Source organism: Paenibacillus sp. DMB5, assembly GCF_001517085.1.
Classification (GTDB): domain Bacteria; phylum Bacillota; class Bacilli; order Paenibacillales; family Paenibacillaceae; genus Paenibacillus_AQ.
Map to the genome: position 1 here is coordinate 105,354 of NZ_LRAC01000120.1, position 26,361 is coordinate 131,714.

Sequence of the window (26,361 nt, forward strand, 5' to 3'; positions counted from 1 at the left end):
TAGGAGACAGAATATGAAGACCTATACCATTAACGAAGCAGCGAAACATTTCAATCTGACCCCGCATACCCTGCGGTATTATGATAAAGAAGGTCTTATGCCACATTTAGAGCGCACTGCCGGCGGCAAACGAATTTTTAAAGATTCCGATCTCGAGGCGATGAAGGTCATTGAATGCCTGAAGGCATCCGGAATGCCGATCAAGGAAATCAAACATTTCATAGAGTGGTGCTCAGAAGGTGATACAACACTGCAGCTAAGATATGATATGTTCCTGGAACGTAAAGCTTCTGTAGAAGCGCAGATGGAAGAATTGAAGAAAACCATGGAAGTTATTGAGCATAAGTGCCACTACTATAAGACAGCCCTTGAGTGCGGTACAGAGGATATTCACAAAAAGAAAAAACTACAATAACTCAATATATCCATCTGTTCCGTTAATACGGATCATCTGCCCGTCTATAATCCGCTTGGTAGCCTGATCTACACCGACAACGGCGGGCAAGCCGTATTCACGGGCAATTACGGCTCCATGAGTCATCAGTCCGCCGACTTCGGTAACAAGGCCTTTAATGGATACAAATAAGGGTGTCCAGCTGGGGTCCGTGAACAGCGTGACCAGAATATCCCCCTCTTCGAGCGCCGCCTGCTCCATATTGAAGATAACGCGTGCCCGGCCTTCAATTACCCCGGAGGAAACAGGGAGGCCGACAAGGGAATCGGCCGGAAGATCATCGCGCTTGTAGTCACCGTTAATCCGTTCACCGTCAGAGGTAATAACACGCGGCGGAGTAAGCTTTTCATACAGCCTGTAGTCTTCCCTCCGTTTCTCAATTATCCCGTAATCCAGCCGGCATGTGCTGACAGCTTCGCGGAGCTCTTCAAAGGTAAGGTAGTAGATGTCTCCGGGATGCTCAATAATGCCTGCATCAACGAGCAGTACGGCTTCCCGAAGCAGGGCCTGCTTATAAATATAGTAGCGGCTGATCATACCGTATTTCGGATACTCCCGGTAACCGATGAAGCCGCGGAGCAGGCCGATGACCCGTTTCGTTTCTGCGGCTTTCTGCACGCCATCAGGAAGCTGCTTCAGGCGGTCCAGGAGCTCCCGCTCCTTATTTATGGCTTCCTGCCGGCCCTGCTCGAATTTCTGTCTGCTGGCGCCCCGGCTGAAATGCTTGATATTGTTCAGAATCATCGGGACAAGGATTTGTGGATTTTCGCTCCAGCGGGTTCTGGTCAGATCAATTTCTCCGCTGCAGCGCATTCCGTACTGCTCCAGATAGGAACGGATAGCGTCACTGGCTTCCTGTCCCCCTTCCATTTTCGTTAGCTCATCCAGAAAGTCATCCTGTGTGACATGCTGCAAATACCGGATAACTTTAGGATAAGGCCGGATAACATCTGCAACATCAAGCAGCGCCAGACCCATTTCAGAAGTAATGTTGTCCGCTACCGATTGTGAAAGCACATCTGCAGCATTTTTATCACCTAACCATTCATTCATTCGGTCATTGATCCAGGAGGATGCATCCATAGCAGACATAATGACAGCCGAGCTCTGCGGATCAAAGAGCAGCTTCTTCAATTCCTGCATATCCTCGATAATAAAATCAAACAGAGCTGGTCCGGATTGCGTACGGATACGCAGTTTTAGTTCTTCAACGGATGCCTGATTACGCTTGATTAATGCAGGTACAATTGCCGGGTCGAATTCGATCCGTGCGTTGAACACTCCGGGATCGGCATTTTCATTGTTTTTAAGCGAATAGGGAACTTTCGGGTTCTCTAGTGAAGGCTGGATGAAATCTCCGCGTTCTACAAGGGACATAAGAGCGTTTTTAATTAGCGGATCCGATTTTCCGAGGGCGTTAATGACTGCTGCTCCGGTGTCCGGTGATGCCAGAAGGGGCGTCACATCGACAAACAGTCTTCCGCCGGCGGTACGCATAGGTGCAGGTGTCGTCAGCAGGTAAAAGGACAAGCCGAGCGGCTTCATGGCATCCGTCATCATCTGCTGGTGGCCGACGGATAAATAGACACGGTTCACCTGGTCTCCCGCTTCAGGGGCCGGAAATAAGGTAGTGATTGGACGGCTCTGGACAATATAAAAGACGCCGTCAGCCAGACACCATTCAATGTCCTGAGGGTAGCCGAAATAAGCTTCGATCTGTCTTCCGAGAGAGGACAAAGCTATAATCTGGGCATCGCCAAGCGTCTGTGTGGTCTGCTGTTCCGGGTCAAGCTCGCGTGTAAACGTCCCGCCTTCCTGGCGGCCATACATAGCCAGCTGTTTAGCGGCTATTTGCTTACTGATGATTACCCCGTCCTGGACTTTATAGCTGTCGGGAGTTACCAGACCGGAGACCAGCGCTTCGCCCAGGCCAAAGCCGGCATCGATGGATACCACCTTCCGGCTGCCGGTAACCGGATCTGCAGTGAACATGATTCCGGAAGCCCGCGGGATAACCATGCGTTGGATGATAACGGACAGAAGCACCTGAGTTTGGTCAAAGCCATTTTGCATCCGGTAGATTACCGCTCGTTCTGTAAAGAGCGAAGCCCAGCATTTGCTGATGTGCTCCAGAATGGATTTCGTCCCGCTAATATTCAGATAAGTGTCCTGCTGTCCGGCAAAGGAGGCATGCGGCAGGTCTTCAGCGGTTGCACTGGAGCGGACGGCATAGGTATGCTCCTCCCCCAGCATGGAGATATTTTGAGTGACAGCCGAGGTAATGTCCACAGGGATGTTCACGGCCAGAATGTGCCGGCGGATTTTTCCGCTGATCTCAGCGATCTGTTGCCGGTCTTCAGCTGACAGTGTTTTTAACTGTTCAAGTAAAGCCTGATACGTCCCGCTGCTTGCTACAACCTGGCGGTAAACGTTTGTAGTCACGCAGAAGCCATCGGGCACCTGTATCCCTTCAACTCTGGATAATCGGGCCAGATTCAATGCTTTTCCGCCAACGAGACTAAGCTGTGTAACATCCATTTCCGCAAAGCCGAGAACCAAAGAAGGCATTCCATATCTCCCCTAACATTTGATTTGAGAAAAAAACATTTGACAAGAGCATTCCAGCGTGGTAAATTTAGAGTATAAGATGAGATTTCTTTGACTAACTTTGTGGTTAAAAATAGAGGTAGGCTGATTATATCACCGCTCCTGTACATATGCAACAAGAAAAAACCTGGCCCTTTGGTCAGGTTTTTTCTTGTTTTCCTTCTATAAATAAGTTTAGAGCTTCATGTTGACGACTGTTTTGCCCTTCACCGAACCTTCTCCAATATCACGGACTGCCTGGGCAGCTTCCCTTAACGGGTACTGCCGGTCTATCACCGGGAGTATCTTACCAGCCTCAGCATACTCCTTCCAGAGCAGTTGGTCGTTATGGTTCGGCTTATGGATCAGAACGGCAATTTTTTTCTTTTCAAACAGAGAAATAAGCGGTGAACATAGCAGATTCAGGAGGATGCGCGGGGTCGGTCCGCCGATCATCACATAGGTGCCGTTATTCCTGAGCGCACGCTTCAGGGCGAATATGGAGCGGCTCCCCACAACGTCGAGGATCAGATCGTATTTCTTCCCGGTTTTGGTGAAATCATCTTGTGTATAATCAAGTACATAATCTGCCCCGACAGCCTGCAACATCTCCAGCTTTCCGGCGTTATCGACTCCAGTCACTTCAGCCCCGTGCAGCTTGGCATATTGGATAGCGAATGTTCCGACTCCTCCCCCGGCGCCATTGATCAGAACCTGCTGACCCTGCTGTAAATGCCCATTGTCACGCAGGCCCTGCAAGGCCAGAACAGCCGCCTGGGGGATAGCCGCCGCCTCCACAAAGCTGAGTGTTGCGGGTTTGGGGGTCAGGGAAGTCTCGGCCGCGCATACATACTCGGCAAAACCTCCCCAGCCGCAGCCGGACAGATCACCGAACACCTCGTCTCCGAGCTTGAATTTTGTGGCAGCTGCCCCGACCTTAACTACCTTGCCGGCGATATCTGCACCAAGTATCCGGTAACGGGGAGAACGGAATGCGCCAATCCTGTTTATATAAGGCTTACCCCGCAGGAGATCCCAGTCCCAGGAATTAACTGAAGCTGCATGCACCTCGATCAACACTTCCTGGTCCTTGGGTTCAGGGATCTCCACCTGTTCAATCCGGAGGACCTCTGGTGTCCCATAGGTATCATAAACCATCGCCATCATTGACCCGCCGCCTCTTTTGCCCGGTGCTCCTGAATTGCTCCGTATTTCTCCCATGTTCATCTCCATTCCATAACCATCTTATATAGCCTGACTCTAACTATAACGCCGGGTTCGTTATTTGGTTTCAAGCAAATTCACGGCTACATAAAAACAGCCTAATAGACCGGCTGAGCCGTTCCATTAGGCTGTTTCGTGATATACCCTGCGCGAGCGATCAAGAGCTTTATTTTTTCACCACGGGAATCCACATTTCACCATAAATCAGGCCGTTTGTCCGCCCCATCTCTACAGTAGTGTTGGGTCCGCCGACATAAGCGTAATCTGCCGCCTCGGGCAAAGCTTGGCCAAACGCAATACCGGAAAGCGTATGATTCAGTTCCTCTGCCGTCTCCGCTTCCCCTTTAATGACTACATAATCTCCTGCGGGGAACTCGATTACTCTGGCTTCTTCCGGGGCTGCCTGATCCGAAATAACACCGGCATAATGCATCATTTTGTTGTTCACCGCTTCGTTGACGGCAAAAATGTAGTCATTTGAGGCAATTTCTTTTAAATAATCAAGTCTTCCATCCTGGCTGACCTGCTGCCAAAAGTCCGCTTTTTCCTGATTGATGCCAGCATAGTCTGTATAATGGCTCTTGAGCTCAGTTCCCAGACCAATAACGGTGAAGCCTTCTTTTTGTTCCAGTGTAAATTGTGCCATGTTTGAAAAACTCCTCTTCTATGGATTTGGTCAAATGATTTGTCTTCTTCATCTGATAGGTTTATGGTAACCTTTAATCATGTCAAAATATGATACTGTTTAGGAGCCCTATGAAAAAAGTTGAACGCATCAATATCATCATGCGTTATATTAACAACCGTGCCCACTTTACCATTTCAGAAATTATGCGGGAGTTCCAGATCTCCCGGTCCACTGCAATCAGAGATATACGGGAAATTGAGGCGTTCGGGATGCCGCTTGTGGCTGAGGTTGGACGGGATGGGGGCTATTTTGTCATGCGTAACTCTGTCCTTCCGGTTGTCCGCTTTACTGATAGTGAAGTCAAAGCCCTATTTATTGCTTTCATGGCCACCCGGAATCAGCAGCTTCCTTACCTTAAGAGCCGCCAGTCTTTATCCGAAAAATTACTCGGGCTTATCTCCGAGAACCAGCAGGATGACCTGTTTCTTTTGAATCAGATTCTGCTGTTTGAAGGTACCAACCCGAGCAATCCGGATTTGCTCGATCTGGCTGACCTCCCCCACCCCATGTTGGAAAAGCTGATTCAGCTTCTGCTTACAGACTGCTACTTATACATTTCTATCAATGGAGAAACTTATCCCGTTTATCTATTGCACCTCTACCGCGAAAAAAGTGTCTGGTTAATTGAAGGCTTTGATCTGCAGGAAGAGAAGTTGCGGATTTATCCTGTCGACCAGCTTACAGATGTCATGCCCTATCCGGTAAAACACAGACTAAGCCGAAAAAAGATATTAGAAAAACTAAATAAGCAGAAAGAAGCAGTCAATGTCGTCCTTGAACTGGGTCCGGATGCAATTGCCCAATTCAGAAAATACCATCCTGTAAAAGCATCGCTCTCCTATACCAATCCCTATCAGACAACAGCGATCTACGAGACTTTTATCCATGCTGATAATCCTGATGAAGTGAGCGGGATTACGAACTGGCTGCTTTTCTTGGGAGAAGATATCAAGATTAGGGAAATGCCCGCCGAAGTGTTAAAAAGCATTCAATGTAGACTGAACGTATACGGCCCGTAATTCTGTTTTAACACCTGCACCTGTAAAAATAGCCCGATGAAACGGTTAAACCGTCTCCTCGGGCTGTTCAACGTAAATTCAGTTTAGCTCCGCCATGCTGTCTTCCGTACTTATTTCCGTACCTTTACAGTCATCTTCACGGTCCGGGTCTCACCCGCGGCGTTGCTCAGCACCGCTTCGTATTCGTAAGTGCCCGCCGCTTTGCCGGATATTGCTGTTACTGCCGATTGGGCACCAGGTGTACGGGCCTGAAGCGATTGCGTGTCTACCAGCTTTCCGTTCTCATAAAGCTTGTATTCGGTAGCGTTGGTACCCCACCACAGGTTCATCGTGACGTTAAAGCTGCCGTCTCCATCCCAGTTGTCGTTAGACAATACCGCTTGACCGGGAGCTGCATCGGTAACAGTCACAGTCAGTGGTGCACTCTTCGTGGTCCCCAGAGAGTTGATCAGTTCACCGGTATAAACGTAAGTTCCGTTCTGCTTGCCGGTAATGTCAATCTTCACAGATTGGGCAGACGGGGACTGGTCGGGCAGTGATACTTCTTTGACCAGCTTGCCGTCCTCATACAGTCTGAACTTGGTGCCGTTATTGCCCCACCAGAGATTCATTGTAATCGTATAGTCTCCGTCTCTCAGGCCAGTGTCATGACCGTTATTATCGGACAACACCGGCGTGCCTGGGGCACTGCTCGCCAGCGGGGTCGCCTGGCTCAGCCATGCTGACCACTTCACCAGCGCATCTGCCTGTTCAGCGGTAAATACTGTGTTTCTGGCTGCGTTGACATCATTGCTGTAAGCATTAAGGAGCTGGCGGGCCTTTGCACCATTATGTGCGGCAGCTGCCTGTTCTGCCTGCTGCAGCTTATCCGTAAGCTGACCGGAAACTGTTCCTGCACCAGGGTCCTCCGATCCTGCTGCGAAGGTGCGGGTAAGCTCTGACAGACTTGTAAAAGTAGCAGTAACACCAAAGCTGTAGTCCAAAGTGGTTGTTTGGCCTGCGCGGTCATAGACCACTGCAGTTACTGTATTCAATCCCGGTTCCAGCGTATAGGCCTGAGTGTTCACTACCTCTCCGGCCGGCTGTTCGACACCAGAAACGGTATCGGCAGCGGAATAGCCAATGACAACCTGCTGGTCAATGGTGTATTCGGTCTGTCCTTGAATTTCAATGACCGGAGGAGCCAGATCGACCGGCACGGAAAGGGTCTGTTCCGCCTCTTTGTTGCCGTCAACGTCAACGCTCCAGTAAGTAACGGTATGGTTGCCCTCTTCACTAAGGGTCAGCTGCGTTCCGCTGACTGCCTCGCCGCCATCGACCTTGAAGTAGGTTGCTTCCACTTCCGAATCTTCATCTGTTGCGGTAAAAGTAACTTTTACAGCTGAAGTATACCAGCCGTTATGCTGTTCTCCTTCCACCACCGCTGTTGTGTGCGGCGCTTTCTGGTCGGACGGCTCCTCTTCCAGTGTGACGAGTTCAGACAGAGGGATATTCAGCTCCTGTACCAGCTTAGCCACCATGCCGGATACCTTGATCGCACCGTTCATCTGCAGATGGGTGTTGTCTTCGGTTGTCCCCACCCACATAAAGATGGATTTGGTACCTTCCGGACCGAGCTCCTGGAAATACTCCCAGCTTGCTTGGTTCAGATCAATCAGCAGCGTTCCGGTTTCCTGTGCGGTTTCTTTCATGGCCTGCACATATTCCGGGAAGCTCTTATTGAGGACTGCTCCGCTAAAGTCACGGCGGTTAACCGGTGTAACCAGAACCGGAGTTGCGCCTCTTTGTACTGTGCCGTTAATGTAATCCTTCAGGTACACCTTGAACTGCTCCGGTGTCAGATAACGTTCCGGCCGCGAAGGTGTGGAATCGTTGTGGGACCACTGCATGAACAGGTAATCGCCTTCGTGAATGTTCAGCAGGATATTGTTCAGATATCCGCCTACCAGGAAGGTTTTGCTGCTGAGACCGCTAACCGCCCGGTTGTCAATGCTGATCTTATCCAGATCAAAGTAGCTGCCCAGCTGTTCGCCCCAACCGGCCTGCGGACGATAGCTTTCTGCATAATTGGCCACTGTGGAATCGCTCGCCAGATAAATGACCGGCTGTGTGCCTGCGCCGTTGTCAGGCAGGCGTTCGATAGTCAGTGCATTAATCTTTGGTGTGCTGCCAGAGAACTCAAAGTTAAATACACCATCAATCAGGGCGATATCATAGGAGACCTCTTTGAATTCGCCTTTGGCTACAGTCGTAACCGGAAGCTTCGGCATCTGCTCTACAACCACGCCGGCATTGGTCGATTCCTGAGCATCACCGATGGTCATGGTTACTCTGTAATTGGCAGGCTCCATTTCCACCAGGAAGGAGGTGCCGTTCATGCGGATGAAGTCTTCCTTCAGGAGATCTCCGGTCTGCCGGTTTTCATTCTGAACCAGAGCGGTGTCGGCAAAGCCGTAGCCATTGCCTTCGATATAAGCTCTCTTGGAATTTACACCGATGAATCCTTCTGCGGCAGTGCCGGAGCCGAAATCAAAGGAGTAGCTGCTGAGTACACCTGACGGTTCCGCAGATAATGAATCCTTGGCAACCGTCAGCATGTTAAACACATGATCGACCTGAGCCTGTGTCGCTTCCGTACCGAGGATTGCTTCAACAGCCACCATTGCTTTGTTCAGCACAGCTTTGGAAGCTTCGGTGTAAGCTGACAGGTCCAGTGCTTTTACTTCATTATGCAAGGCAATTAACGCCTTCTGATCACCGGCTACCGGCGGCAGCTTCATGCCTTCAATCTTCACGTTATCAATCTGGGTAGTCCAGCTGAGTGTACCGCCTCCGCCCTTTCTTGTTCCAAGGAAACGCAGTGCCCTTACATTATTGGTATAGGCCCCTGGATTCATCGGGATATCCTCAATGGTCTGCGTAAGGCTCGGGTCCGCCTTGCTCGTCAAAGTCATGGCCATTGTCTTTTCGGCAAAATTGATGTTTACGTCCACATTGACCCACTGGTTCTTCAGCAGATTGGTGGCGATGCCGCCATCCGGTACCGCTGTAGTGCCTGTTCCGTAATCCGGTGTATACGGTCCTACAAAATAATGGATTTTGTTGCCCGGACTTGCAGTACCGGTCTTGGTCAGCAGTGTGAGAATAATATTCTCGTTCGCATCCAGGATGGACAGATGTCCTTCCGACGGAGAAGCGCTGACATTACCGGAATGCCAGTCAAAGTTCACGTTGACAATATCGCCGTTCACGGCATCGAACAACCGGAAGGTCTTGGCACGGTTACCCGAGCCTGATCCGGTAATGGACAGCACTTTGTTTCCGTTCTGGTCGACAACGGTTCCCGTCATTGTACCGGCAATTCCTGTAGAATTGACCATCGCATACTGGACGGCTGCAGGGTCGCCATCAAAGTTCTCCTCATACACTTGGATTTCCGGTTCCGGTTCAGGTTCGGTAATGTCCGGGTCAATCACATAAGAAGAGATGCCTATTTCCATTTCTTTTACCGCTCCTGCAACCAATGCGGCAATGACCTGTGCGCCGTAGCTGCTGAAATGGGTGTTATCGTTTACCCCGTTAGGGTACTTCGGATATTCGCCAGGATTGGCATACAGGAAGACCTTTTCCGAAGCAGTAAGGCCGATTTTATCGTAATAAGCAATACTTAACTGACTGAGATCAATCAGCTTCACATTCAGCTCTTCCGCTACCTCTTTGGCAGCCTTCACATATTCCGGGAAGCTTACATTAAATTCCTGAGTGATAGTGTTAAAATCTCTGCGGCCTACCGGAGTAAGCAGTACAGGCTCGGCTCCCCGCTGTCTTGCCCCATTGATGTAACGGGCCAGATAGGTTTTGTAATCCGCCGGCGACGCATACCGGTCCGGTATACCAATGCTGGCATCGTTATGGCCGAAGGAGATAAAGAAATAGTCTCCCGGCTTGATCCGCTGCAGGATAGAATCCAGGCGGCCGTCCACCATAAACGATTTGCTGCTTCTACCGCCGATCGCATCATTCTGGACTGTGACGCCATTAGCGAAGTAACGGCCGAACTGCTGGCCCCAGCCTTCCTGCGGCGCCTGCTGTGCACTGTAAGATTGCATAGTGGAGTCGCCGGCCATGTAGATCGTCGTGTGGTCGCCCGCTGTCTTCTCCGGGTATTTCGAAATCGTAATTTCCTGAACGTCAATGGCTGTTCCGGTGAAAATGAACTCCAGTTGACCGTCAACCAGTGCAACATCATAGGAGTATTCACGGGATTCTCCGGCATTAACGCTGGTGACAGCCAGCTTTTGTACAAATTCGGATTTGACGCCAACATTTGAATTGTGGGCATCACTCCCGGCCTTGATCGTAACCTGATAGTTGGCATTAGGCAGATCGACTGCAAACTTGGTGTTTTCCGATAGAGCCACATGGTTTGTGCCTACCGTAATTCCGGTTGCTGCTTCAAAGCCGTAGCCTGATTCCTGCGAATAAGGAGTGTCCTGAACAGCAGTTGCTCCCGCAGCAGGCTCCGTACCGAATGCAAAGCGGTACACCTGCTCCGGCAGCTGCTGTGAGCCGGTCAGCGCCAAGTTAGCTTTCGGGAATGAAGTGGCTTCAGTCCCAAGGTAGAAGCCGGTGTGAGGCGGCTGATTGTAGCTTACATTCTGCCAGGCAATACCCAAGCGGTATACAGGGTCTTGCATGAGTGTTGGGATTTTGTAAGCTGTTGGTATAGTAGTCGTGTAGAGTCTGAACTCACTGCTGTCCTCACTGCGCAGCAGCAGCTCCTCGCGCCAGTCACCCAGTATATCCGCCTGAAGCGCCGGATTCCCTTTGGTGTGGTTATTCGTCAGGGAACCGGTGGCACGGAAGATTTCCTTCAGCTGCTTATTGTCGTAATCCCATTTGTAAACAAGCGGAGTGCCTTTTGCGGCAGTGTTATTCCATTCATGGTCGAACAGTTCGCGCTGCAGATCCCCGTCCCACCAGATTGCAAAGTTGGCACTCTTAGGCACTTCGTTCTGTTCATAAATGACGTCGCCGTTTGCTGCATAACCCTTGGAGAGAGGATCCATCTGTCCGTCCACGATGGTGGAGGCCCAGGATTCATACCCTGGATAGTTCGGATCAATATCTGCAGACATTCCGCGGCCGGTATCTTTACCTGTGTATTGGCCCCAGAGAATTTCGCCTGTAGCGGCGTTGCGCATCTCCAGTCCATACTCTGCATTTGTATGCTCATGCACACTTACAACCTGATAACCGTCCCGGTTCGGATCAAGCTTGCCGGCATGAATCGCATCGCCGTGGCCGAGTCCGGTACTGTACATCAAGGTGCCGTCGTCATCGATGGCCAGAGCACCGTACATAATCTCATCTTTGCCGTCACCATCGGCGTCAAGCACGCTGAGATTATGGTTACCCTGTCCTTCGTACTGTTTGCCGGCTTCGTTGGTATCAAAGGTCCAGCGCTGTACCAGCTGGCCGCCGGTGAAATCGTAAGCTGTCAGCACAGTACGTGTATAGTAACCGCGGGCCATCACCACGCTAGGTTTCACTCCGTCGAGATAGGCAATGCCTCCGAGGAAACGGTCCACGCGGTTGCCGTATCCGTCACCCCATGCGGCTACATCGCCTCTAGGCGGGATGTAATCCACGGTGGATACAGCCGCTCCGGTCTCACCGTTGAACAAGGTTAGATATTCCGGACCTGTCAGGATATATCCGCCGTCGTTGCGGTAATCCTTGGTGCCGTCACCGATTACGGTGCCTTGACCATCCTTGGTGCCGTCTGCTGTCTTGACCACGACCTCTGCTTTGCCGTTGCCGTCCAGGTCATAGACCATCAGCTGGGTATAGTGGGCTCCGGCCCGGATGTTCACGCCAAGGTCGATCCGCCACAGCTTCGTGCCGTCAAGCTTAACGGCATCAATATAGACATTGCCGGTATAACCGGCCTGGGAATTATCCTTCGAATTGCTCGGGCTCCACAAGAAAACGATTTCATATTCTCCGTCGCCATCGAGGTCTCCTACTGAAGCATCCCCTGCATAGTAGGAATAGGTTCCCCCATCCTTCGTCCGGCCGTCAGCCGGCTTATCCAGCGGGATCGGCAGGTAATTGTTATGCCATACTGATACCGTCTCCGGCTGGATTACTTCCTTACCGGCAATAACAGTAGAAATCTGGTACTGGGAGCTGTCTGCTCCTGTTGTGTCCAAATAATTCGTAGAAGTGCTAATAGGTGCGCTATTTACTTTATATCCGTTTTTATATACATTGAAAGCGATTTCATCTGAATCCGTATTTAAATATCTCCAGCTCAAGTACACACCGCTGCTGGTCAGAACCGCTACCAGACCCCGGTCGAGATATTCTGCCTGCCGGGCAAGCGGACTGTCCGCTCTTGCTGTTGCAGCATACCCCGGAGATGGAGGAACAACTAACGAAATGATCATGAGAAATGACATAACGAATGCAAGCACCGATTTCCTGACGGAAACTCTTTTACCCATGTACTTAACTCCTCCTATTTGTCTAAAATCAATTTTTAGAAACCAGGGGAAATCTAAACATGAACCCGGTATACCTGTACAGCTTCAATCCTCAAATCATGAGCCTTACCGGCTAAGTCTGGATCAACACTCCCTTCAATACGACGTTTATATTAGCGGGTTCTCCTATTGGAATCCAAATCTGCTGCAATACTCGATCCCGCCACTAAATATGCACAAGTGTATCAAATAATGGGAGCGCATTCTTAGCAAAAAAATGCATATTAAGCTTAAAATCGACTATTTTACTTTTTTGATATATTTATTTGCATTATTAATGTGTGTATACCAAAAAGCCCTGCAACAGATTGCAGAGCTTCCCTTCAATGCTGCCTACAGCCCCAGTCCGCTTTTAACTGCAATAAAGATTACAGGGATCAATAGCGCCGGAATCAGATTGATAGTTTTAAAGCTTCGTATGCCAAGGATGCTCAGACCAGCGCAAAAGATCAGCACCCCGCCGACAATCGAGGTTTCGGTCAGCAAGGTCGGTGTAATATAGTCAGATAAAACATGAGCCAGCAGATATAAAGTCCCCTGCCAGCAGAAAAGCACCGCCGCAGCCCAGATGATCCCGATTCCAAATGTGGAAGCCAGTACCACGGAGGTTACCCCGTCGAGGATAGCATTCGTATACAGGTAGGTATTGTTACCGTTCAAAGCACTTTCCATAGGACCAATAATTGACATAGTTCCGACGCAGAACAGCAGGATCGCTGTAGATAACCCCTCTGCTAGATTGCCGGCGGTAAATTTAGCAACTACATGCTTAAACCGCTGCTCCAGATCAAGCATCTGGCCGATAATACCGCCGAGAGCCAGGCTGACGATAAATAAAACAGGGTATTCGCTGTCCGGCAGATATTTTGCAATGGCATTAACACCCAGTGCCGCTGCGGCTAAACCCATTGCCTGCATCAGAATGTCCTGATACTCTTCCTTCAGACCTTTTTTAAATACACTTCCGGTAACACTCCCGATAATAATGGCAGCTGTGTTCACTAGCGTTCCAATCATTTGTTCTCTCTCCTACTCTTCATTTGTAACAAGAATAAACCCTCCAGCAGCTGGAGGGTCAAATTTTTTGCACAGGTATTTGGATTTCGGTAACGAACCTGGAGGCATCCTGCGTAAGCCCGTAGTCGATGTAAGTGATTTCCAGCGCATCATCTGTTATAACATAACCTCTTTCTTCTGCATGCCTCAGCAACTTTTCATAATGTTCTGCTGCGTCTGCATGGGTTCCAACAAAGCGGATGGTCAGATAGGACTGCCGGGGAAGTGTTTTCAAGTTTGTATCTGAGGATATATGCTTATCCGGCTCTGCGAACAGAAAGATCGCGTCATACTCATCGAAATTGTGCTTTAGCAGACTTGCAGCTGAGAGTATCAAGCCTACTTGCCCGAGAAAAACACTGGATCTGTGCGGACTGCTGTTCTCCAGTTGCCGGATCCATATTTCCAGATTATTGCTGCGGTGGATGCTTTGCTTCAGCATGATCATCGTCCGTTCAGGAAGCTCTGTAAGCCGCACTGTATAAAGCTCCTCCGTATTGGCGGCATCTTCAATCTGGTGGATCCGCTGGTCTATTTTCTTTTGGATCTGTTCAAATTCCCTTATTTTGTCTTCCGTCCGGCTCCGCTGCTCTTTGAGCAGAAGCAGAATATCATCAAGATTCCGGTTATGTACGAATTGTCTGATTTCTTTTAACGGAATATTCAGTGCCTTCAAATAAAGAATGGTATTCAGGCTCTCGAATTGCTCAATGGAGTAATAACGGTAACCTGTCTGCCCGTCTACTGATGCCGGTGTGAACAGACCGATTTCATCGTAATAGCGCAGCGTCCGGATATCGATTTGAAAGAGCCTGGAAATTTCCCCTATTAAGAACATGCTGCTCATTGTTGTCCGTCTATCCTCTCATTGTTTAGTACTCCCCGTGATCATCTTTCAGTATAACTGATGTTGCTGTAGACCGGTATGCAGCCAGCGAAAAGAACCGCAGCCTCTTATGAGCACGAGGCTGCGGTTCTTGATCAAAACACTCATGAATGAGTGTCGGCTAACTTCGGGAACGGCCGCGGAACAGGTTGACCAGAAAGAGAACCGCGGCGACAATGAGCAGCAAATGAATAAGATTGCCGACGACATTAAAGATAAAGCCGAACAGCCACAATAGTACCACTAGACCGATTAAACCCCATAGCATAATAATTACCGCCCTTCTCCTCAGGTGTATTTGTCTCTTCTTACCCGAATGGAAGGAGAGTTAAACGTTCTATATAGTCGAGCGTTCATCAGACACTGCAGCCTGCCGGACATCTCGAGCAGTTCATCCGAAGAGGAGCTAAGTTTCTTTATTTGGGTAATGAACTACGAGAAAGATAGTGAAAGGAGCAGCTTATGTACAAAACCTACTGGAAAGAAAGCGTAGTATACGAAGTTTATTTGCGGAGCTTTAAAGACAGCGACGGGGACGGCATCGGTGATTTAAACGGCCTGATCTCCAAAGCGGACTACTTCTCTGAGCTTGGAGTCGATACTATCTGGCTGTCTCCTGTCTATGTGTCGCCAAATGTGGACAATGGTTATGATATAAAAGATTACTGCGCGATCCAGCATGAATACGGAACGATGGAACAATGGGAACAGCTGCTGGACGAGCTGCATAAACGGAATATCAGGCTGATTATGGATCTGGTGCTCAATCACACATCGGATGAGCATCCATGGTTCGTAGAGGCCAAGTCCTCCAGAGACAGCAGGTACCGTGATTTTTATATTTGGCGTCCGGCTGGGGATGACGGGGGCCCGCCCAACAACTGGACCTCCTATCTGGGTAAGCCGGCCTGGACCTATGATGAAGACAGTGGTGAGTATTACCTGCATTTATATAACGCCAAGCAGCCGGACCTGAATTGGGATAACCCGGAGCTGCGGGCAGAAATGTACAAAATCATGACCTTCTGGCTGGATAAGGGCATTGACGGTTTTCGTATGGACGCCATTAATTCCATCTCCAAGGATCAGCGTTTTCCGGATACCAGCAAGACTAAATTACAGGCTAACGGCGAGCCTTATACGAAAAATGGACCTCGCATTCATGAATTTTTGCGCGAAATGAATGATAAAGTATTCTCGGGCTATCAGATATTTACTGCAGGTGAGACTTCTAAAGTCACCGAGAATGATGTGCTTATGTACACTAAGCCGGAGCGGCGCGAGCTGAGCATGGTGTTGTCGGCTGAGGCATCCAAGCTGGCCGATTGTGAGGAAGACCAGTGGCAGAGCAAGGAATGGGGCCTGGACGATCTGCGTGAGGTCATGAAGATGTGGCAAAAGGACGTCGGTGAACCGGGCGGCTGGTTCGGACTCTACCTTAGCAACCACGACCAGCCCCGCATGGTCGCAACCTTCGGGGACCAGGGACAATACAGGGTGCAATCCGCCAAGATGCTGGCGATTCTGCTGCATACGTTAAAAGGTACGCCATTCATCCTGCAGGGCGAGGAGCTTGGAATGACTAACCATCCGGGCCTGATCCGGATCGAAGATTTTAACGAACAGCAGGCTCACTCGTATTATGATGTTATGGTTAAGGAACGCGGTGAGCCGGAAGAGCTCATTATGGAGCGGATCAGACAGAAGTCGCGGGATCATGCCCGGACCCCTATGCAGTGGGACGGCAGTCCGAATGCCGGTTTCACGGAAGGCCGGCCCTGGTTACCCGTGCACCCTGATTATAAAGAGGTCAACTTAAAAGCACAGCTGGATGATCCGGATTCCGTCTTTCATTTCTACAAAAAGCTGATACGCCTGCGCAAGGAGCATCCGGTTATGGTTTACGGCGATTTTGATCTCATGCTTGAAGATCATCAGCAAATCTTCGCCTACACACGCCATGATAAAGCTGAGGAATGGCTGATTCTGCTTAACTTCTCTAATGAAGAAGCTCATTGGAAGCTGCCGGAGCTGGAGGCTGAGCGGCTTCTGGGCGCAGACTTTCTCTTCGGCAATTATCCGGGTGAGACTGAGCCGAAATGTCACCGTCAGGGTACGCTTAAGCCTTATGAAGGGCTGGTGTACCGGAGGTATCAGGAGAAAAGTACGGTATAAAACACCAAAACTGCGCAGTCAAAAGCCCCTCGACAATTGAGGGGCTTTTTCGGGCATGTCTTACGCTCCAGAAGCGGTACTTCCCTGTCTTATCTTATTAACATTACGGTTCATCAGATGCCTTACAATATGTACGAACACGGCTTCCCGTAGCGGGCCAAGCTTCTGGCGGTGTACCGCAAAATATTCGTCAGGGCTGTCAAAGATTCCGAAATCCTGAACAATGCCCTCTTTTTGAATATACGTATGCCCTTCGTCCCAGTAGACTTCCGGGTTAGACAGATTGTCAGTAGCAGCGCCGTAGCCGCAAAACCCTTCGGGACATGCTGCAAATTTTGCCTGCAGTCTGCTTAAGTATGGCATGTCAAGAATAAAGCCTTCGATATTCAGCCACTTGTCTTGGTACCAGACCTCCACCCAGCTGTGAATAATTTCCTGCGGGGAGAGCCGGTAATACCACCCCTTCATCGCTCCCTTCTGCAGTCCCTTATCAATGGTGAAGCCATGCATCCGGCATGGAATACCAGCTGCCCTGAGCAGTGTCATAAATAGAATGCCTTTGGTGTTGCATTGGCCATAGCCATCCTGCAAGATTTCAGATGCCTGAATGACATCTGAGCGGTTATAACCGAACTGAATTTCATCACGGACAAAGTTGTAGATTTGCAGAATTTGCTCCTTAACGGGAAGCTGCGCCCACTGCCGGTCACGGAGCAGCTGTTGAATCCCGGGATGAGAGTAATTCAATAATTGCGTCTCTGATATAAGTACAGTCATGGTATGACACCTCCTGTACTTATAGTAAGGTTAATTCAGGCAGGAAACTTTCAAAAAAACGCTATCCTTGCGGATTTCTCTTGCTGTCATTCCCAGCATCCGTTTGCTTGTAGCGGCAAAATGCGATGGGCTGTCAAAGCCGGCGGCCATTGCCGCTTCCGTAATCGGGGTCCCGTTAAAAATCAGATAAACGGCTTTTTGCAGCTTATGCATGACAATGTATCCGCTCAGGGAGGTTCCCGTATTTTGCTTGAACAGATGTGCTAATCTGCTGCCAGAAAGCCCCAGCTGGTTAGCATACCTACCGACTGAGTGCTCTGAATCCCGGCAATCCTTCATAAGCTGAATCAAATCCTGTATTCTGGAATCTGTAACTGCAGCACGCACCTCAAGCCGGAATAGCATCATCAGCTGCATAAAGAAGCTGCGGTAGCTGCTGCTGTCCTTAATGCCGGCGTAGTGCGCCTGAACGAATCCGGTTATGGTTTTAACTTGATCAGGCGGCAGCTGACAGTACCCGGAGTCGCCAATCTGTTGTCTGAAGCCGGCCGCAATATCCGAGGTTCCGTCAATCAGCAGAAGCATCAGCGGCTTCCCCGTCCCGTCCAGGCGGTGACGGGTATTGGAGTCAATTGCGATTCCGCTGCAGTGCATACTCCTGCCTTCCACCTCGATGTCCAGCTCACCATCAAAAGCCAGCGTTATCTGTATAAAGGCATGGGCATGATCATCTGCATCAATGGTATCGGACAGAACAAGCAGGTGGTGCTCCGCCCCGTACAAATTCATCATCATTTTATCTCCCCTTAGGTACCAGTCACTCTCCTATACCGGAACATTATATCAAAAAATAGCAAAAGAGCCTGCACGCGGCAGGCTCCCTGTATTTAAAATGCTCTATTCCAGACCTTTTTTACCGTAATCAGTCATAAATTCAACGGTCTGCGGGTCAGCGTGGGAGAAGAAGGCACTTTCCCCGGTGTCGAGTGCAGCAAGCTTGTCCATATCCCCGGCTGTCAGCTCAAAATCAAATACGTCAAAGTTTTGCTCCATACGGTCCTTGTTAACAGTCTTGGGAATCACCACTACGCCCCGCTGAATCAGATAACGCAAAGCAACCTGTGCAGTAGTTTTATTATATTGTTCACCGACCTCCTGCAGGGTAGGGTTGGTAAAGAAATTGTTTCTGCCTTCCGCGAACGGTCCCCAGGATTCAATCTGTGTATTGTATTTTTTCATAATTTCATGCGCAGCAGTCTGCTGATGGAAGACATGAGTCTCTACCTGGTTGACGGCCGGAACGACCTCGCTGAATTTTACAAGGTCAATGTACCGGTCTGGGAGGAAGTTACTTACGCCGATGGCTCTGATTATACCTGCCTTGTAGAGCTCCTCCATTGCCCGGTAGGTTCCATAGTAATCGTTAAAAGGCTAGTGAATCAGCACCAGATCCAGGTAGTCAAGCTGCAGCTTGCGCAAGGATTCCTTAAGCGAGGCTTTGGCCCGCTCGTAGCCGGCGTTAGAGATCCAGACCTTGGTGGTGATGAAAAATTCCTCTCTGGCTACCCCGCTCTTCTTGATCGCCCGGCCAACGGCCTCTTCATTCCGGTACGCCTGGGCAGTGTCAATCGAGCGGTACCCCACGCTGATTGCATCCAGCACACATCTTTCACATTCCTCATGATCGGGAATCTGGTATACCCCGTATCCCAGTACCGGCATTTGAACGCCATTGTTAAGTGTTACATATTCCATTATTTATTCCTCCTTATTGGGCACCGACTACACGGTGCGGGATGTACAGCTCTTCAAGAAATTCTACCTCTTCCTCTGTCAGTCTAACGGATAGTGCTCCTACAGCATCTTCAAGCTGGGTTAGCTTGGTTGCTCCAATTATCGGAGCAGCTACCGTTTCCTTCTGCAGCAGCCAGGCAAGGGCGATATGAATACGCGGCACACCGCGCTTCTCTGCAAGTGAGGCTACCCGTTCAATGATCAGCCGGTCGGCCTCCGCAGTGGCATCGTATTTGGATTTCTGGATGTGATCGGTTTCTGAGCGCAGCGTCGTCTCGGACCAGTCACGGATCAGTCTTCCGGATGCCAGCGGACTGTATGGAGTAGTCGCGATTCTCTGGTCCTTGCACAGCGGCAGCATTTCACGTTCCTCTTCCCGGTAGATCAGATTCAAGTGATTCTGCATCGAAACGAACCGGGTCCAGCCATTCTTTTCTGCGGTATTCTGCGCCTTCTGAAATTGCCAGGCATACATTGCGGAAGCGCCGATATATCTGGCTTTCCCCGCCTTCACAATATCATGGAGTACCTCCATCGTTTCCTCAATCGGCGTGTCGTAATCCCAGCGGTGGATGATGTAAAGATCGACATAGTCGGTTCCCAGCCGCTTCAGGCTTTTGTCCATTTCACTCAATATAGCTTTCCGGGACAAGCCCCCTCCGTTTGGACCCTTGTGCATGCGTCCCCAGACCTTGGTAGCCAGTACGATTTCATCCCGGTCTGCATAATCCTTGAGAGCCCGTCCGGTGAACTCCTCACTGGTGCCATTCGCATAAATGTTGGCTGTATCAAAAAAGTTAATGCCCAGCTCAAGCGCACGCTTGATCATTTCCCGGCTGCGCTCCTCATTAAGCACCCACTGGTGCCAGTCCGGCAGCGCCTCTCCGAAGCTCATACAGCCCAGACAAATCCGCGAGACATCCATTCCGGTATTGCCGAATTTAACATATTCCACTGTGTAATCCTCCATTTCTGTTAGCGCAGGATTCTTGCTCCTCTCTCTTATTATGCCCTTGTACCAGCGAATAGCGTTATCCTGATCATGCTGAATGCTTGCCTATTTCTGTCACGGAGATTACTATAAGAATTCGTAGGGGTTATAATCGAGTAAAAATATCCGGGGGAATGGTTATGTCAGAAGTCAGTATCAAGCAGCAGCAAGAGCTGAGCGCGCTCATTCAGCAATTCACGCCCAATAACGGAGTATTTGAAACGGCAATTCCCCATTTATTTGTCATCCGCTATTCGAAAGTATCCGAACCGGCTTACAGGGTGTACAAGCCTTCCTTTTGTGTCATTGCCCAAGGCGAAAAAGAGGTTTTTCTTGCGCAGGAACGCTTTGAATACGGGGCGGCTGACTACCTCGTGGCTTCGATGAATCTGCCTGTGGTCGGTCAGATCATCAGAGCTTCGGAGGAGCAGCCCTATCTGAGCATTAAACTGGAATTTACACATGATCAGATTCTGGAAGTCATTAACGATGCGAATGTACGCATTATTCCCAATGAGAACGCTAAACGCGCTATTTTTGTCGGTCAGACAGAGCACACTTTGATAGATGCAACTCTAAGACTATTGGAATTATTGCACCGGCCGGATGATATCCCATTTTTAGCACCTTTGTGTATAAAAGAGATTCTATATACCCTATTAAAGGGTCCATATGGTGTCACATTAAGCCAAATCGCCATGGAGGGCAGCAATACTTACCGGATCAGAGAATCTATTGACCACCTGACTTCCTGTTTTGACCAGACTATCCGTGTGGAACAGCTTGCCGAAGCGGCGAATATGAGCCTTTCTACATTTCACCGGAACTTTAAGGAAGTGACCGGTATGACTCCGATCCAGTTTCAGAAGCAGCTGAGGCTGCATGAAGCCCGGCGGATCCTGTTGTCCGAATCTGCTGAAGCCGCCGAGGTCGCTTTCCGGGTCGGGTACGAGAGTGCTTCCCAGTTCAGCCGCGAATACTCCCGGATGTTTGGTTCTCCGCCGCGTTCTGATGTGAAGCAATTGAAGGAAATGTATGATCCCGCTAGAAGCATCGTTTTTCTGGGAGATTGAAAGGAAATCGGCAATGCCCTTCTATTCCGCCAGCTTGAGTGCCGCGATTGCCTAATTTGAAATATGACAGGCATTCACAAAGGCCGAAAATAGCTTTCTGCTGTTGCTGTCCGCTGTATAACTGAATTCCGGATGCCACTGTACAGCGAGAATAAATCTTTTATTCTCCATCGTTACCGCCTCAACCAGCCCGTCCTCCGCAGCTGCCGCGGCTGTCAATGATGCCGGCAGTGTTTTGATCCCCTGATGATGATAACTGTTCACTTCTATATGTTCTGTCTGTAATATGCTATGCAGCAGCGTGTCCTTGCAGATATGTACAGAATGGGACGGATCGGCATACGGCGGTTTCTGTTTATGGCTGACGGTAATCTCTGCTACCATCTGGGCTGGTATATCCTGATAAAGGCTGCCTCCGCTTAACACGTTAAACAATTGTAACCCGCGGCAGATTCCAAAAGCAGGCTTATCCAATTCTATTACCCGGTCAAACAGCAGCTTCTCCATTTCATCGCGTTCATCACACCATTCCCCGCAGACCTCTTCCGCTGTCTCCTTATAAATTTTAGGATTGATATCATGGCCGCCGGTGAACAGGAATCCGTCAAACCTGTCTGCCAAGGCCGTAATGATCTCCTTACCGGTTGTCAGGGGCAGCATTACCGGAATTCCGCCTTCATTTTCTATTGCTTTCATGTATGCCGGGAGCATCCAGTAGCTGTCTTTTCCGGAATCGTATAAAGGCAGGACTCCTATCATCGGTTTCTTCATTACTGCACCTCCATCAATTATTGTCGTTTATTATAATAGGCGATTTATAATAATACCAGAGAATACCTGACACATTATGTAAGAAGATTGGATTCTTTTTCATTTCTTTAGCATGATATTACAAAAAAAAGCAGGACACTATGGTGTCCCTGCTCTTTCGGGGGTGTTTTTCAGCGAGTTTTCCTTTTGCGCCACTGGTAGACTTTGCGGACAATCTCCAGCATTACCCGGGGAACCGGAAATATCCACCGCGAGGCGATCGGCCTGTACAGACGGTAATAGGCTTTCTTGTAATCCTCCCACATGCTGCAGTCTTCCTGCTTGAGGAAGTCTGATACATCCACAATCAAGCCGCGGCCGTCCTTGATCATCACATTTTTGGCATGAACATCGTGCGGGTAGAGTCCCCGGGAACGGGCATAGTCCAGTGCACTGTCAATATCGCGGATCGCCTGTTCTGTAATAAGGATCCCCTGCTTCATTGAGTCGTAAAAGGTAACCCCGCGCAGCCGGTCAAGGATAAGAAAGGTACTGCCGATATAATAGCACTGTGCGTATGCCGGATGGTGTCCAAGAAGCTTGTATACCTCCGCTTCCTCCTCCAGACCGGGTCTTCCCGGGGCGTATATTTTTACCGCATAAGCTTCATAGTCAGGATGGCAAAAAACAGCGGCATAATTACCGCAGCCCAGCACCCTCCAGGGATACGGTACATTGCTGACTTTTACAGGCTCCTGGGGATCAATACTTTCTATACTGGCTTTTAACATTAAATCATCAGTGATCAGTTCCCGCAGCTTCTCCATACCTGCTTCTCCCTGCAGCCTGTCCGGCATATTGTTTCTATTAATATATCATATGTTCCCTGGAATAATGCTACCACTGCCCATTCTCCCTGTTGGTGTCAATGACCTCCTGAAAACGGTCCGGGTAATTCGTATAAACCCCATCCACGCCCCACGAATACGCTTTATCCATGTTGACCTGGTAATTTACCGTATAAGGCATTACCTTGAGGCCGGCATTTTTCACCTGAGCCACATAAGCTGCTCCGATTCCCTGGAAGTTAGGGCTGATTCCGACCGCATAGGTCTTCACATTCTCAAGATAAGACGCGGGGGGAGTCTCGCAGCAGCATAGTCATTCCATACGAGCTGGTACAGCGGGATCTCCGGGTTAAGCGCATGAAGCTTGCGTAAGCTGGCACTGCTGAAGGAATGAACAGATACAGCGTCCTCCAGCTTATATTTTTCAATCGCTTCGTTTAGTAAGGCTTCGATCTGGCTGTTCGCCCCAGGCTCCTTAATTTCAATCATATAACGGGTCTTGTCGCCGAACATCTCAAAAACCTCATCCAGCGTAGGTATGGTAATACCGGCATACTGTTCTCTGGCAAACATCGGATAAGCCTCATTAAACCATGTGCCGGCATCAAGCTGCTTGATCTGCTCCAGGGTCAAATTTCTCACATATCCTCTGCCGCCTGTAGTCCGGTTCACCGTCTCATCATGGATAACGACCGGAATCTTGTCCTTGGTCAAATGAATGTCGAGTTCAATATAATCCGCCTGCATTTCAATCGCCAGCTCTATTGCCGGGATGGTGTTCTCGGGAGCATATCCCGAAGCACCGCGGTGAGCAATCGTTATTACCTTATCCGCCGGATCAATGATCTCTTTGACCTTCACCTGTATCCATGGAAAATAAGCATATAGTGCTGAAAACAAGAAAATAAACATTAAAACATGTACGCCAATAAAATAAGCTTTGTGTCTAAAAAATTTCGTCATCCATCTGCCCTCTTTTTTCTGGTCCTTAACAGCATAAATAATATATTAACATGCATGACGGGGTAACCGTTACTTATTCCTTGGGGACGCTGATATTTTTTTATTATATTCCGGTGAGAACCATATGCGAATATAAAAATAAGCAAATTCTCGCAGAAGCCTGCCACAGCAAAACTACTATACAAGCTTCATAAAAGCGCTTAATATTTGATTAGTCAGGTGGTTAACATTCAATAGACTCAGAGAAAATGATTATAGAGGAGACAGACAACCCATGCTGGAATCAGGCACAACCTCACAGCTGAAAAAAACACTCAGTACCAGTATTGCAAACAAAGAAATCGCCGGGGCTAACTTTATGGTGATAAAAAACGGGGAAGAAGTCTTTTATCACGAGGACGGTCTGGCTGATATGGAGACGGGGATTCCCATTGCAAGGAACTCAATCTTCAGACTGTACTCGATGAGCAAGCCGGTAACAGCAACAGCCGTTATGATGCTTCTGGAACGCGGAGAAATAGATCTGTTCGACCCTGTAAGCCGTTACATACCCGGATTCCGTAACCAGATGGTTGAAAAAGACGGCGGGCTGGTTGCCCCCGAACGCGAAGTTAACATCCATGATCTGCTCAATATGACATCAGGACTTGTATATGGCGGTCCCGGCCTGGCTGGACAGCATACCGAAAGCCTGCTCCAGGAGCTCGGTACCCGTCTTCATGGACCAAATCCGATGACCACTATGGAATTTGCCGGCCGTCTGGGGCAAGGTCCGCTTGCTTTTGAGCCGGGAGCATCATGGGAATATGGTACATCGGCTGATGTACTTGGCGCTGTTGTGGAAGCAGTAAGCGGCATGCGGTTTGGGGAATTCCTGAAGACAGAAATTTTCGGGCCGCTCGGCATGGAGAATACCGGATTCTGGCTGACTAGAGAACAGAGAGGCCGGCTCGCCAAAACATATCAGGATGACAGTGAAGCCGGCCTGAAGCTGTATGCGGACAGCCATCTGGGCATTAACCATCAGCTGGACCGCGAACCGGCCTTCGAGTCTGGCGGAGCAGGACTGGCATCCACTATTGACGATGCCGCCAGATTTACGACAATGCTCATGAAGGGCGGCACTTTGAACGGCGTTCAGCTGCTCAAGTCGAGAACTGTTCAGTATATGACCTCGGCTGGTCTGACGCCACCCCAGCAGCAAAGCTTTGCCATGTGGCAATCCCTGTGCGGACACAGCTACGGCAACCAGATGCGGATTATGACTGAGCCTGGCCAGACCGGACATATCGGCAGCAAAGGCGAATACGGCTGGGACGGCTGGCTGGGCGCCTATTTCATGAACAGCCCGCAGGATGAACTGACGATACTGTTTATGGTTCAGAAAAAGGACGCGGGTACCCTCCCTGTCACCCGCAAGCTGCGGAATATTGTGTTTAGTAGTTTGTAAGGTTTGAGATTGATAAAAACGGCAGTCAAAGACCTTTTTTTTAAAAGTCTTGACTGCCGTTGTTTTTATTCTTTATCTTCAGTTAGATTGAGCTCCTTCATATAATCTTCATATGCTTCGCTAACTTTTTTTCTACAAAGATTCTCCCATGATTCCTTTAGTTGTGACACCATCTTTTTGTTATAAGAGTCAGGAAGGATCCATATCGCCGCCAAAACCTATCCATGCATTAGGGGCAATAAACGATCATGACACAAGCCCTACAAAACGCCTTGGTGTCTGATTTATGTTATCATAAATCCCAACTCCAAAATCCAAATACATAATATTAAAATGACATTGTGTATCATTCATGTCGTGAAGTTAACTGCGATAGAATCTTGTTAATCTATAGTTACCAGCTGGCTCAACGGCTAATACTTATTGGGGTGCTCGTTTTGTATTACACATAAGTCTTCGCTTTGTAATGATTGGATTGAGCTATCTATATCCGATAGAGTCTAATGTATCTTACTCGGGCACCGTGAACCTATAGCGGATCGGGACTTTTACGGGCATTGCGTACATGCCGGTTTCCAACTCGAACAAATATGGTCATGTCTCTCACCTCAAACCATTAGGTTATAAGTTATTTACCCGTATTCCCAAGTGCGATCTCAGAAGGGGCACTAAGCGCATATACGAAGGCCCGCATTTCTGCGGGCCAATTACTTTCAATTCTTGACTTTGATAATTTTTTTGGCATTCACTTGTGCCGGAAACAAATCATCACTTGATTCATAAGACACTTCAATTTCATCTCCTTTTTCATATTCAGAAGGTGCAACTTTATTGACCCAAATAACCTGAGAGTACTCACCAGAATTGAGAAGTTCCTTGTAATCCTTGTTCAAATCACTATCTTTCAACTGAGAAATCACCAAAATTCTCTTATTCTCAAAATCTACTGTGTGTACGATCCCATTAAATACCTCAACATCCTTACTGCATGCAGTTAGCAGGAAGAAACATGAAAACAAGATAAGAGAAGTCCTTATAATAAAAGAACCGAGATTTTGAATCATGATTTTCTCCTTTGA

The 26,361-nt window shown here is 49.1% G+C and carries 20 protein-coding genes and 1 pseudogene; 5 read left to right on the plus strand and 16 right to left on the minus strand.

Features of this window, described 5'->3' with window-relative positions:
- Window positions 1-13 precede the first annotated feature (13 nt).
- A complete protein-coding gene (locus tag AWJ19_RS12830; protein WP_068724227.1) occupies window positions 14-415 on the plus strand; it encodes a MerR family transcriptional regulator in 402 nt (133 codons plus the stop codon).
- Here the strand turns inward: AWJ19_RS12830 and ppsA are convergent.
- The 3 genes from ppsA to AWJ19_RS12845 all read right to left on the minus strand — a co-directional run bounded on the left by ppsA (window position 407) and on the right by AWJ19_RS12845 (window position 4,910).
- Window positions 407-3,022, minus strand: coding sequence for a phosphoenolpyruvate synthase (ppsA, locus tag AWJ19_RS12835; RefSeq protein WP_068724229.1), 2,616 nt, complete (start codon window positions 3,020-3,022; stop codon window positions 407-409). The genes AWJ19_RS12830 and ppsA overlap by 9 nt on opposite strands.
- A gap of 213 nt (window positions 3,023-3,235) precedes the next feature.
- Window positions 3,236-4,261 (minus strand): NAD(P)-dependent alcohol dehydrogenase, encoded by a 1,026-nt coding sequence (locus AWJ19_RS12840; protein WP_241781721.1) that lies wholly within the window; start codon window positions 4,259-4,261, stop codon window positions 3,236-3,238.
- 169 nt (window positions 4,262-4,430) lie between these two features.
- Window positions 4,431-4,910, minus strand: a complete 480-nt coding sequence (locus AWJ19_RS12845; RefSeq protein WP_068724230.1) for a GyrI-like domain-containing protein — start codon at window positions 4,908-4,910, stop codon at window positions 4,431-4,433.
- Between the two features lie 110 nt (window positions 4,911-5,020).
- On the opposite strand from AWJ19_RS12845, the gene AWJ19_RS12850 reads away from it, so the two are divergent.
- Entirely contained in the window at window positions 5,021-5,971 is a 951-nt protein-coding gene (locus tag AWJ19_RS12850) for an HTH domain-containing protein (RefSeq protein WP_068724232.1), read from the plus strand.
- 110 nt (window positions 5,972-6,081) lie between these two features.
- Here the strand turns inward: AWJ19_RS12850 and AWJ19_RS12855 are convergent, their stop codons facing one another.
- From AWJ19_RS12855 to AWJ19_RS34775, 4 genes are all read right to left on the minus strand, one after another.
- The gene (locus tag AWJ19_RS12855; protein WP_082707865.1) at window positions 6,082-12,480 is read right to left on the minus strand and encodes an SGNH/GDSL hydrolase family protein; all 6,399 of its coding nucleotides are present in this window, start codon (window positions 12,478-12,480) and stop codon (window positions 6,082-6,084) included.
- A 372-nt stretch (window positions 12,481-12,852) separates the two neighbouring features.
- Window positions 12,853-13,536 (minus strand): DUF554 domain-containing protein, encoded by a 684-nt coding sequence (locus tag AWJ19_RS12860; protein ID WP_068724234.1) that lies wholly within the window; start codon window positions 13,534-13,536, stop codon window positions 12,853-12,855.
- Window positions 13,537-13,594: 58 nt separating this feature from the next.
- A complete protein-coding gene (locus AWJ19_RS12865) occupies window positions 13,595-14,422 on the minus strand; it encodes a MerR family transcriptional regulator (protein ID WP_068724236.1) in 828 nt (275 codons plus the stop codon).
- 160 nt (window positions 14,423-14,582) lie between these two features.
- On the minus strand, window positions 14,583-14,729 hold the full coding sequence (locus AWJ19_RS34775; RefSeq protein WP_128083585.1) for a lmo0937 family membrane protein: 147 nt from the start codon (window positions 14,727-14,729) through the stop codon (window positions 14,583-14,585).
- A gap of 194 nt (window positions 14,730-14,923) precedes the next feature.
- On the opposite strand from AWJ19_RS34775, the gene AWJ19_RS12870 reads away from it, so the two are divergent.
- Complete coding sequence (locus tag AWJ19_RS12870; protein WP_068724238.1) at window positions 14,924-16,636, plus strand: alpha-glucosidase; 1,713 nt, start codon at window positions 14,924-14,926, stop codon at window positions 16,634-16,636.
- A 60-nt stretch (window positions 16,637-16,696) separates the two neighbouring features.
- On the opposite strand, the gene AWJ19_RS12875 is transcribed toward AWJ19_RS12870, so the two are convergent.
- The 4 genes and pseudogenes from AWJ19_RS12875 to AWJ19_RS12890 form a co-directional block, all read right to left on the minus strand.
- On the minus strand, window positions 16,697-17,413 hold the full coding sequence (locus tag AWJ19_RS12875) for a transglutaminase-like domain-containing protein (RefSeq protein ID WP_068724242.1): 717 nt from the start codon (window positions 17,411-17,413) through the stop codon (window positions 16,697-16,699).
- Window positions 17,414-17,443: 30 nt separating this feature from the next.
- Window positions 17,444-18,208, minus strand: coding sequence for an AraC family transcriptional regulator (locus AWJ19_RS12880; RefSeq protein ID WP_082707866.1), 765 nt, complete (start codon window positions 18,206-18,208; stop codon window positions 17,444-17,446).
- Between the two features lie 102 nt (window positions 18,209-18,310).
- Window positions 18,311-19,168, minus strand: a pseudogene (locus tag AWJ19_RS12885) (aldo/keto reductase).
- Between the two features lie 13 nt (window positions 19,169-19,181).
- Window positions 19,182-20,162, minus strand: a complete 981-nt coding sequence (locus AWJ19_RS12890) for an aldo/keto reductase (protein WP_068724245.1) — start codon at window positions 20,160-20,162, stop codon at window positions 19,182-19,184.
- 176 nt (window positions 20,163-20,338) lie between these two features.
- On the opposite strand from AWJ19_RS12890, the gene AWJ19_RS12895 reads away from it, so the two are divergent.
- Window positions 20,339-21,271 (plus strand): AraC family transcriptional regulator, encoded by a 933-nt coding sequence (locus AWJ19_RS12895; RefSeq protein WP_068724247.1) that lies wholly within the window; start codon window positions 20,339-20,341, stop codon window positions 21,269-21,271.
- A 51-nt stretch (window positions 21,272-21,322) separates the two neighbouring features.
- Here the strand turns inward: AWJ19_RS12895 and AWJ19_RS12900 are convergent, their stop codons facing one another.
- From AWJ19_RS12900 to AWJ19_RS12910, 4 genes are all read right to left on the minus strand, one after another.
- Window positions 21,323-22,042 (minus strand): gamma-glutamyl-gamma-aminobutyrate hydrolase family protein, encoded by a 720-nt coding sequence (locus tag AWJ19_RS12900; protein ID WP_068724249.1) that lies wholly within the window; start codon window positions 22,040-22,042, stop codon window positions 21,323-21,325.
- 170 nt (window positions 22,043-22,212) lie between these two features.
- Window positions 22,213-22,848, minus strand: a complete 636-nt coding sequence (locus tag AWJ19_RS12905) for a serine/threonine protein kinase (protein WP_068724251.1) — start codon at window positions 22,846-22,848, stop codon at window positions 22,213-22,215.
- A gap of 70 nt (window positions 22,849-22,918) precedes the next feature.
- Window positions 22,919-23,140, minus strand: a complete 222-nt coding sequence (locus tag AWJ19_RS37280) for a glycerophosphodiester phosphodiesterase family protein (protein ID WP_082707867.1) — start codon at window positions 23,138-23,140, stop codon at window positions 22,919-22,921.
- Entirely contained in the window at window positions 23,137-23,832 is a 696-nt protein-coding gene (locus AWJ19_RS12910) for a glycerophosphodiester phosphodiesterase family protein (protein WP_082707868.1), read from the minus strand. The genes AWJ19_RS37280 and AWJ19_RS12910 overlap by 4 nt, the downstream gene beginning before the upstream one ends.
- Before the next feature lie 274 nt (window positions 23,833-24,106).
- On the opposite strand from AWJ19_RS12910, the gene AWJ19_RS12915 reads away from it, so the two are divergent.
- A complete protein-coding gene (locus AWJ19_RS12915) occupies window positions 24,107-25,282 on the plus strand; it encodes a serine hydrolase domain-containing protein (RefSeq protein ID WP_068724253.1) in 1,176 nt (391 codons plus the stop codon).
- 713 nt (window positions 25,283-25,995) lie between these two features.
- On the opposite strand, the gene AWJ19_RS12920 is transcribed toward AWJ19_RS12915, so the two are convergent.
- The gene (locus AWJ19_RS12920) at window positions 25,996-26,346 is read right to left on the minus strand and encodes a DUF3221 domain-containing protein (protein ID WP_068724255.1); all 351 of its coding nucleotides are present in this window, start codon (window positions 26,344-26,346) and stop codon (window positions 25,996-25,998) included.
- Between the last annotated feature and the right edge of the window lie 15 nt (window positions 26,347-26,361).

Coding starts and splice junctions, on each gene's coding strand:
- AWJ19_RS12830 (WP_068724227.1), top strand. CDS start 14: ATGAAGACCTATACCATTAACGAAGCAGCGAAACATTTCAATCTGACC.
- ppsA (WP_068724229.1), bottom strand. CDS start 3,022: ATGCCTTCTTTGGTTCTCGGCTTTGCGGAAATGGATGTTACACAGCTT.
- AWJ19_RS12840 (WP_241781721.1), bottom strand. CDS start 4,261: ATGGGAGAAATACGGAGCAATTCAGGAGCACCGGGCAAAAGAGGCGGC.
- AWJ19_RS12845 (WP_068724230.1), bottom strand. CDS start 4,910: ATGGCACAATTTACACTGGAACAAAAAGAAGGCTTCACCGTTATTGGT.
- AWJ19_RS12850 (WP_068724232.1), top strand. CDS start 5,021: ATGAAAAAAGTTGAACGCATCAATATCATCATGCGTTATATTAACAAC.
- AWJ19_RS12855 (WP_082707865.1), bottom strand. CDS start 12,480: ATGGGTAAAAGAGTTTCCGTCAGGAAATCGGTGCTTGCATTCGTTATG.
- AWJ19_RS12860 (WP_068724234.1), bottom strand. CDS start 13,536: ATGATTGGAACGCTAGTGAACACAGCTGCCATTATTATCGGGAGTGTT.
- AWJ19_RS12865 (WP_068724236.1), bottom strand. CDS start 14,422: ATGAGCAGCATGTTCTTAATAGGGGAAATTTCCAGGCTCTTTCAAATC.
- AWJ19_RS34775 (WP_128083585.1), bottom strand. CDS start 14,729: ATGCTATGGGGTTTAATCGGTCTAGTGGTACTATTGTGGCTGTTCGGC.
- AWJ19_RS12870 (WP_068724238.1), top strand. CDS start 14,924: ATGTACAAAACCTACTGGAAAGAAAGCGTAGTATACGAAGTTTATTTG.
- AWJ19_RS12875 (WP_068724242.1), bottom strand. CDS start 17,413: ATGACTGTACTTATATCAGAGACGCAATTATTGAATTACTCTCATCCC.
- AWJ19_RS12880 (WP_082707866.1), bottom strand. CDS start 18,208: ATGATGATGAATTTGTACGGGGCGGAGCACCACCTGCTTGTTCTGTCC.
- AWJ19_RS12895 (WP_068724247.1), top strand. CDS start 20,339: ATGTCAGAAGTCAGTATCAAGCAGCAGCAAGAGCTGAGCGCGCTCATT.
- AWJ19_RS12900 (WP_068724249.1), bottom strand. CDS start 22,042: ATGAAGAAACCGATGATAGGAGTCCTGCCTTTATACGATTCCGGAAAA.
- AWJ19_RS12905 (WP_068724251.1), bottom strand. CDS start 22,848: ATGGAGAAGCTGCGGGAACTGATCACTGATGATTTAATGTTAAAAGCC.
- AWJ19_RS12910 (WP_082707868.1), bottom strand. CDS start 23,832: ATGACGAAATTTTTTAGACACAAAGCTTATTTTATTGGCGTACATGTT.
- AWJ19_RS12915 (WP_068724253.1), top strand. CDS start 24,107: ATGCTGGAATCAGGCACAACCTCACAGCTGAAAAAAACACTCAGTACC.
- AWJ19_RS12920 (WP_068724255.1), bottom strand. CDS start 26,346: ATGATTCAAAATCTCGGTTCTTTTATTATAAGGACTTCTCTTATCTTG.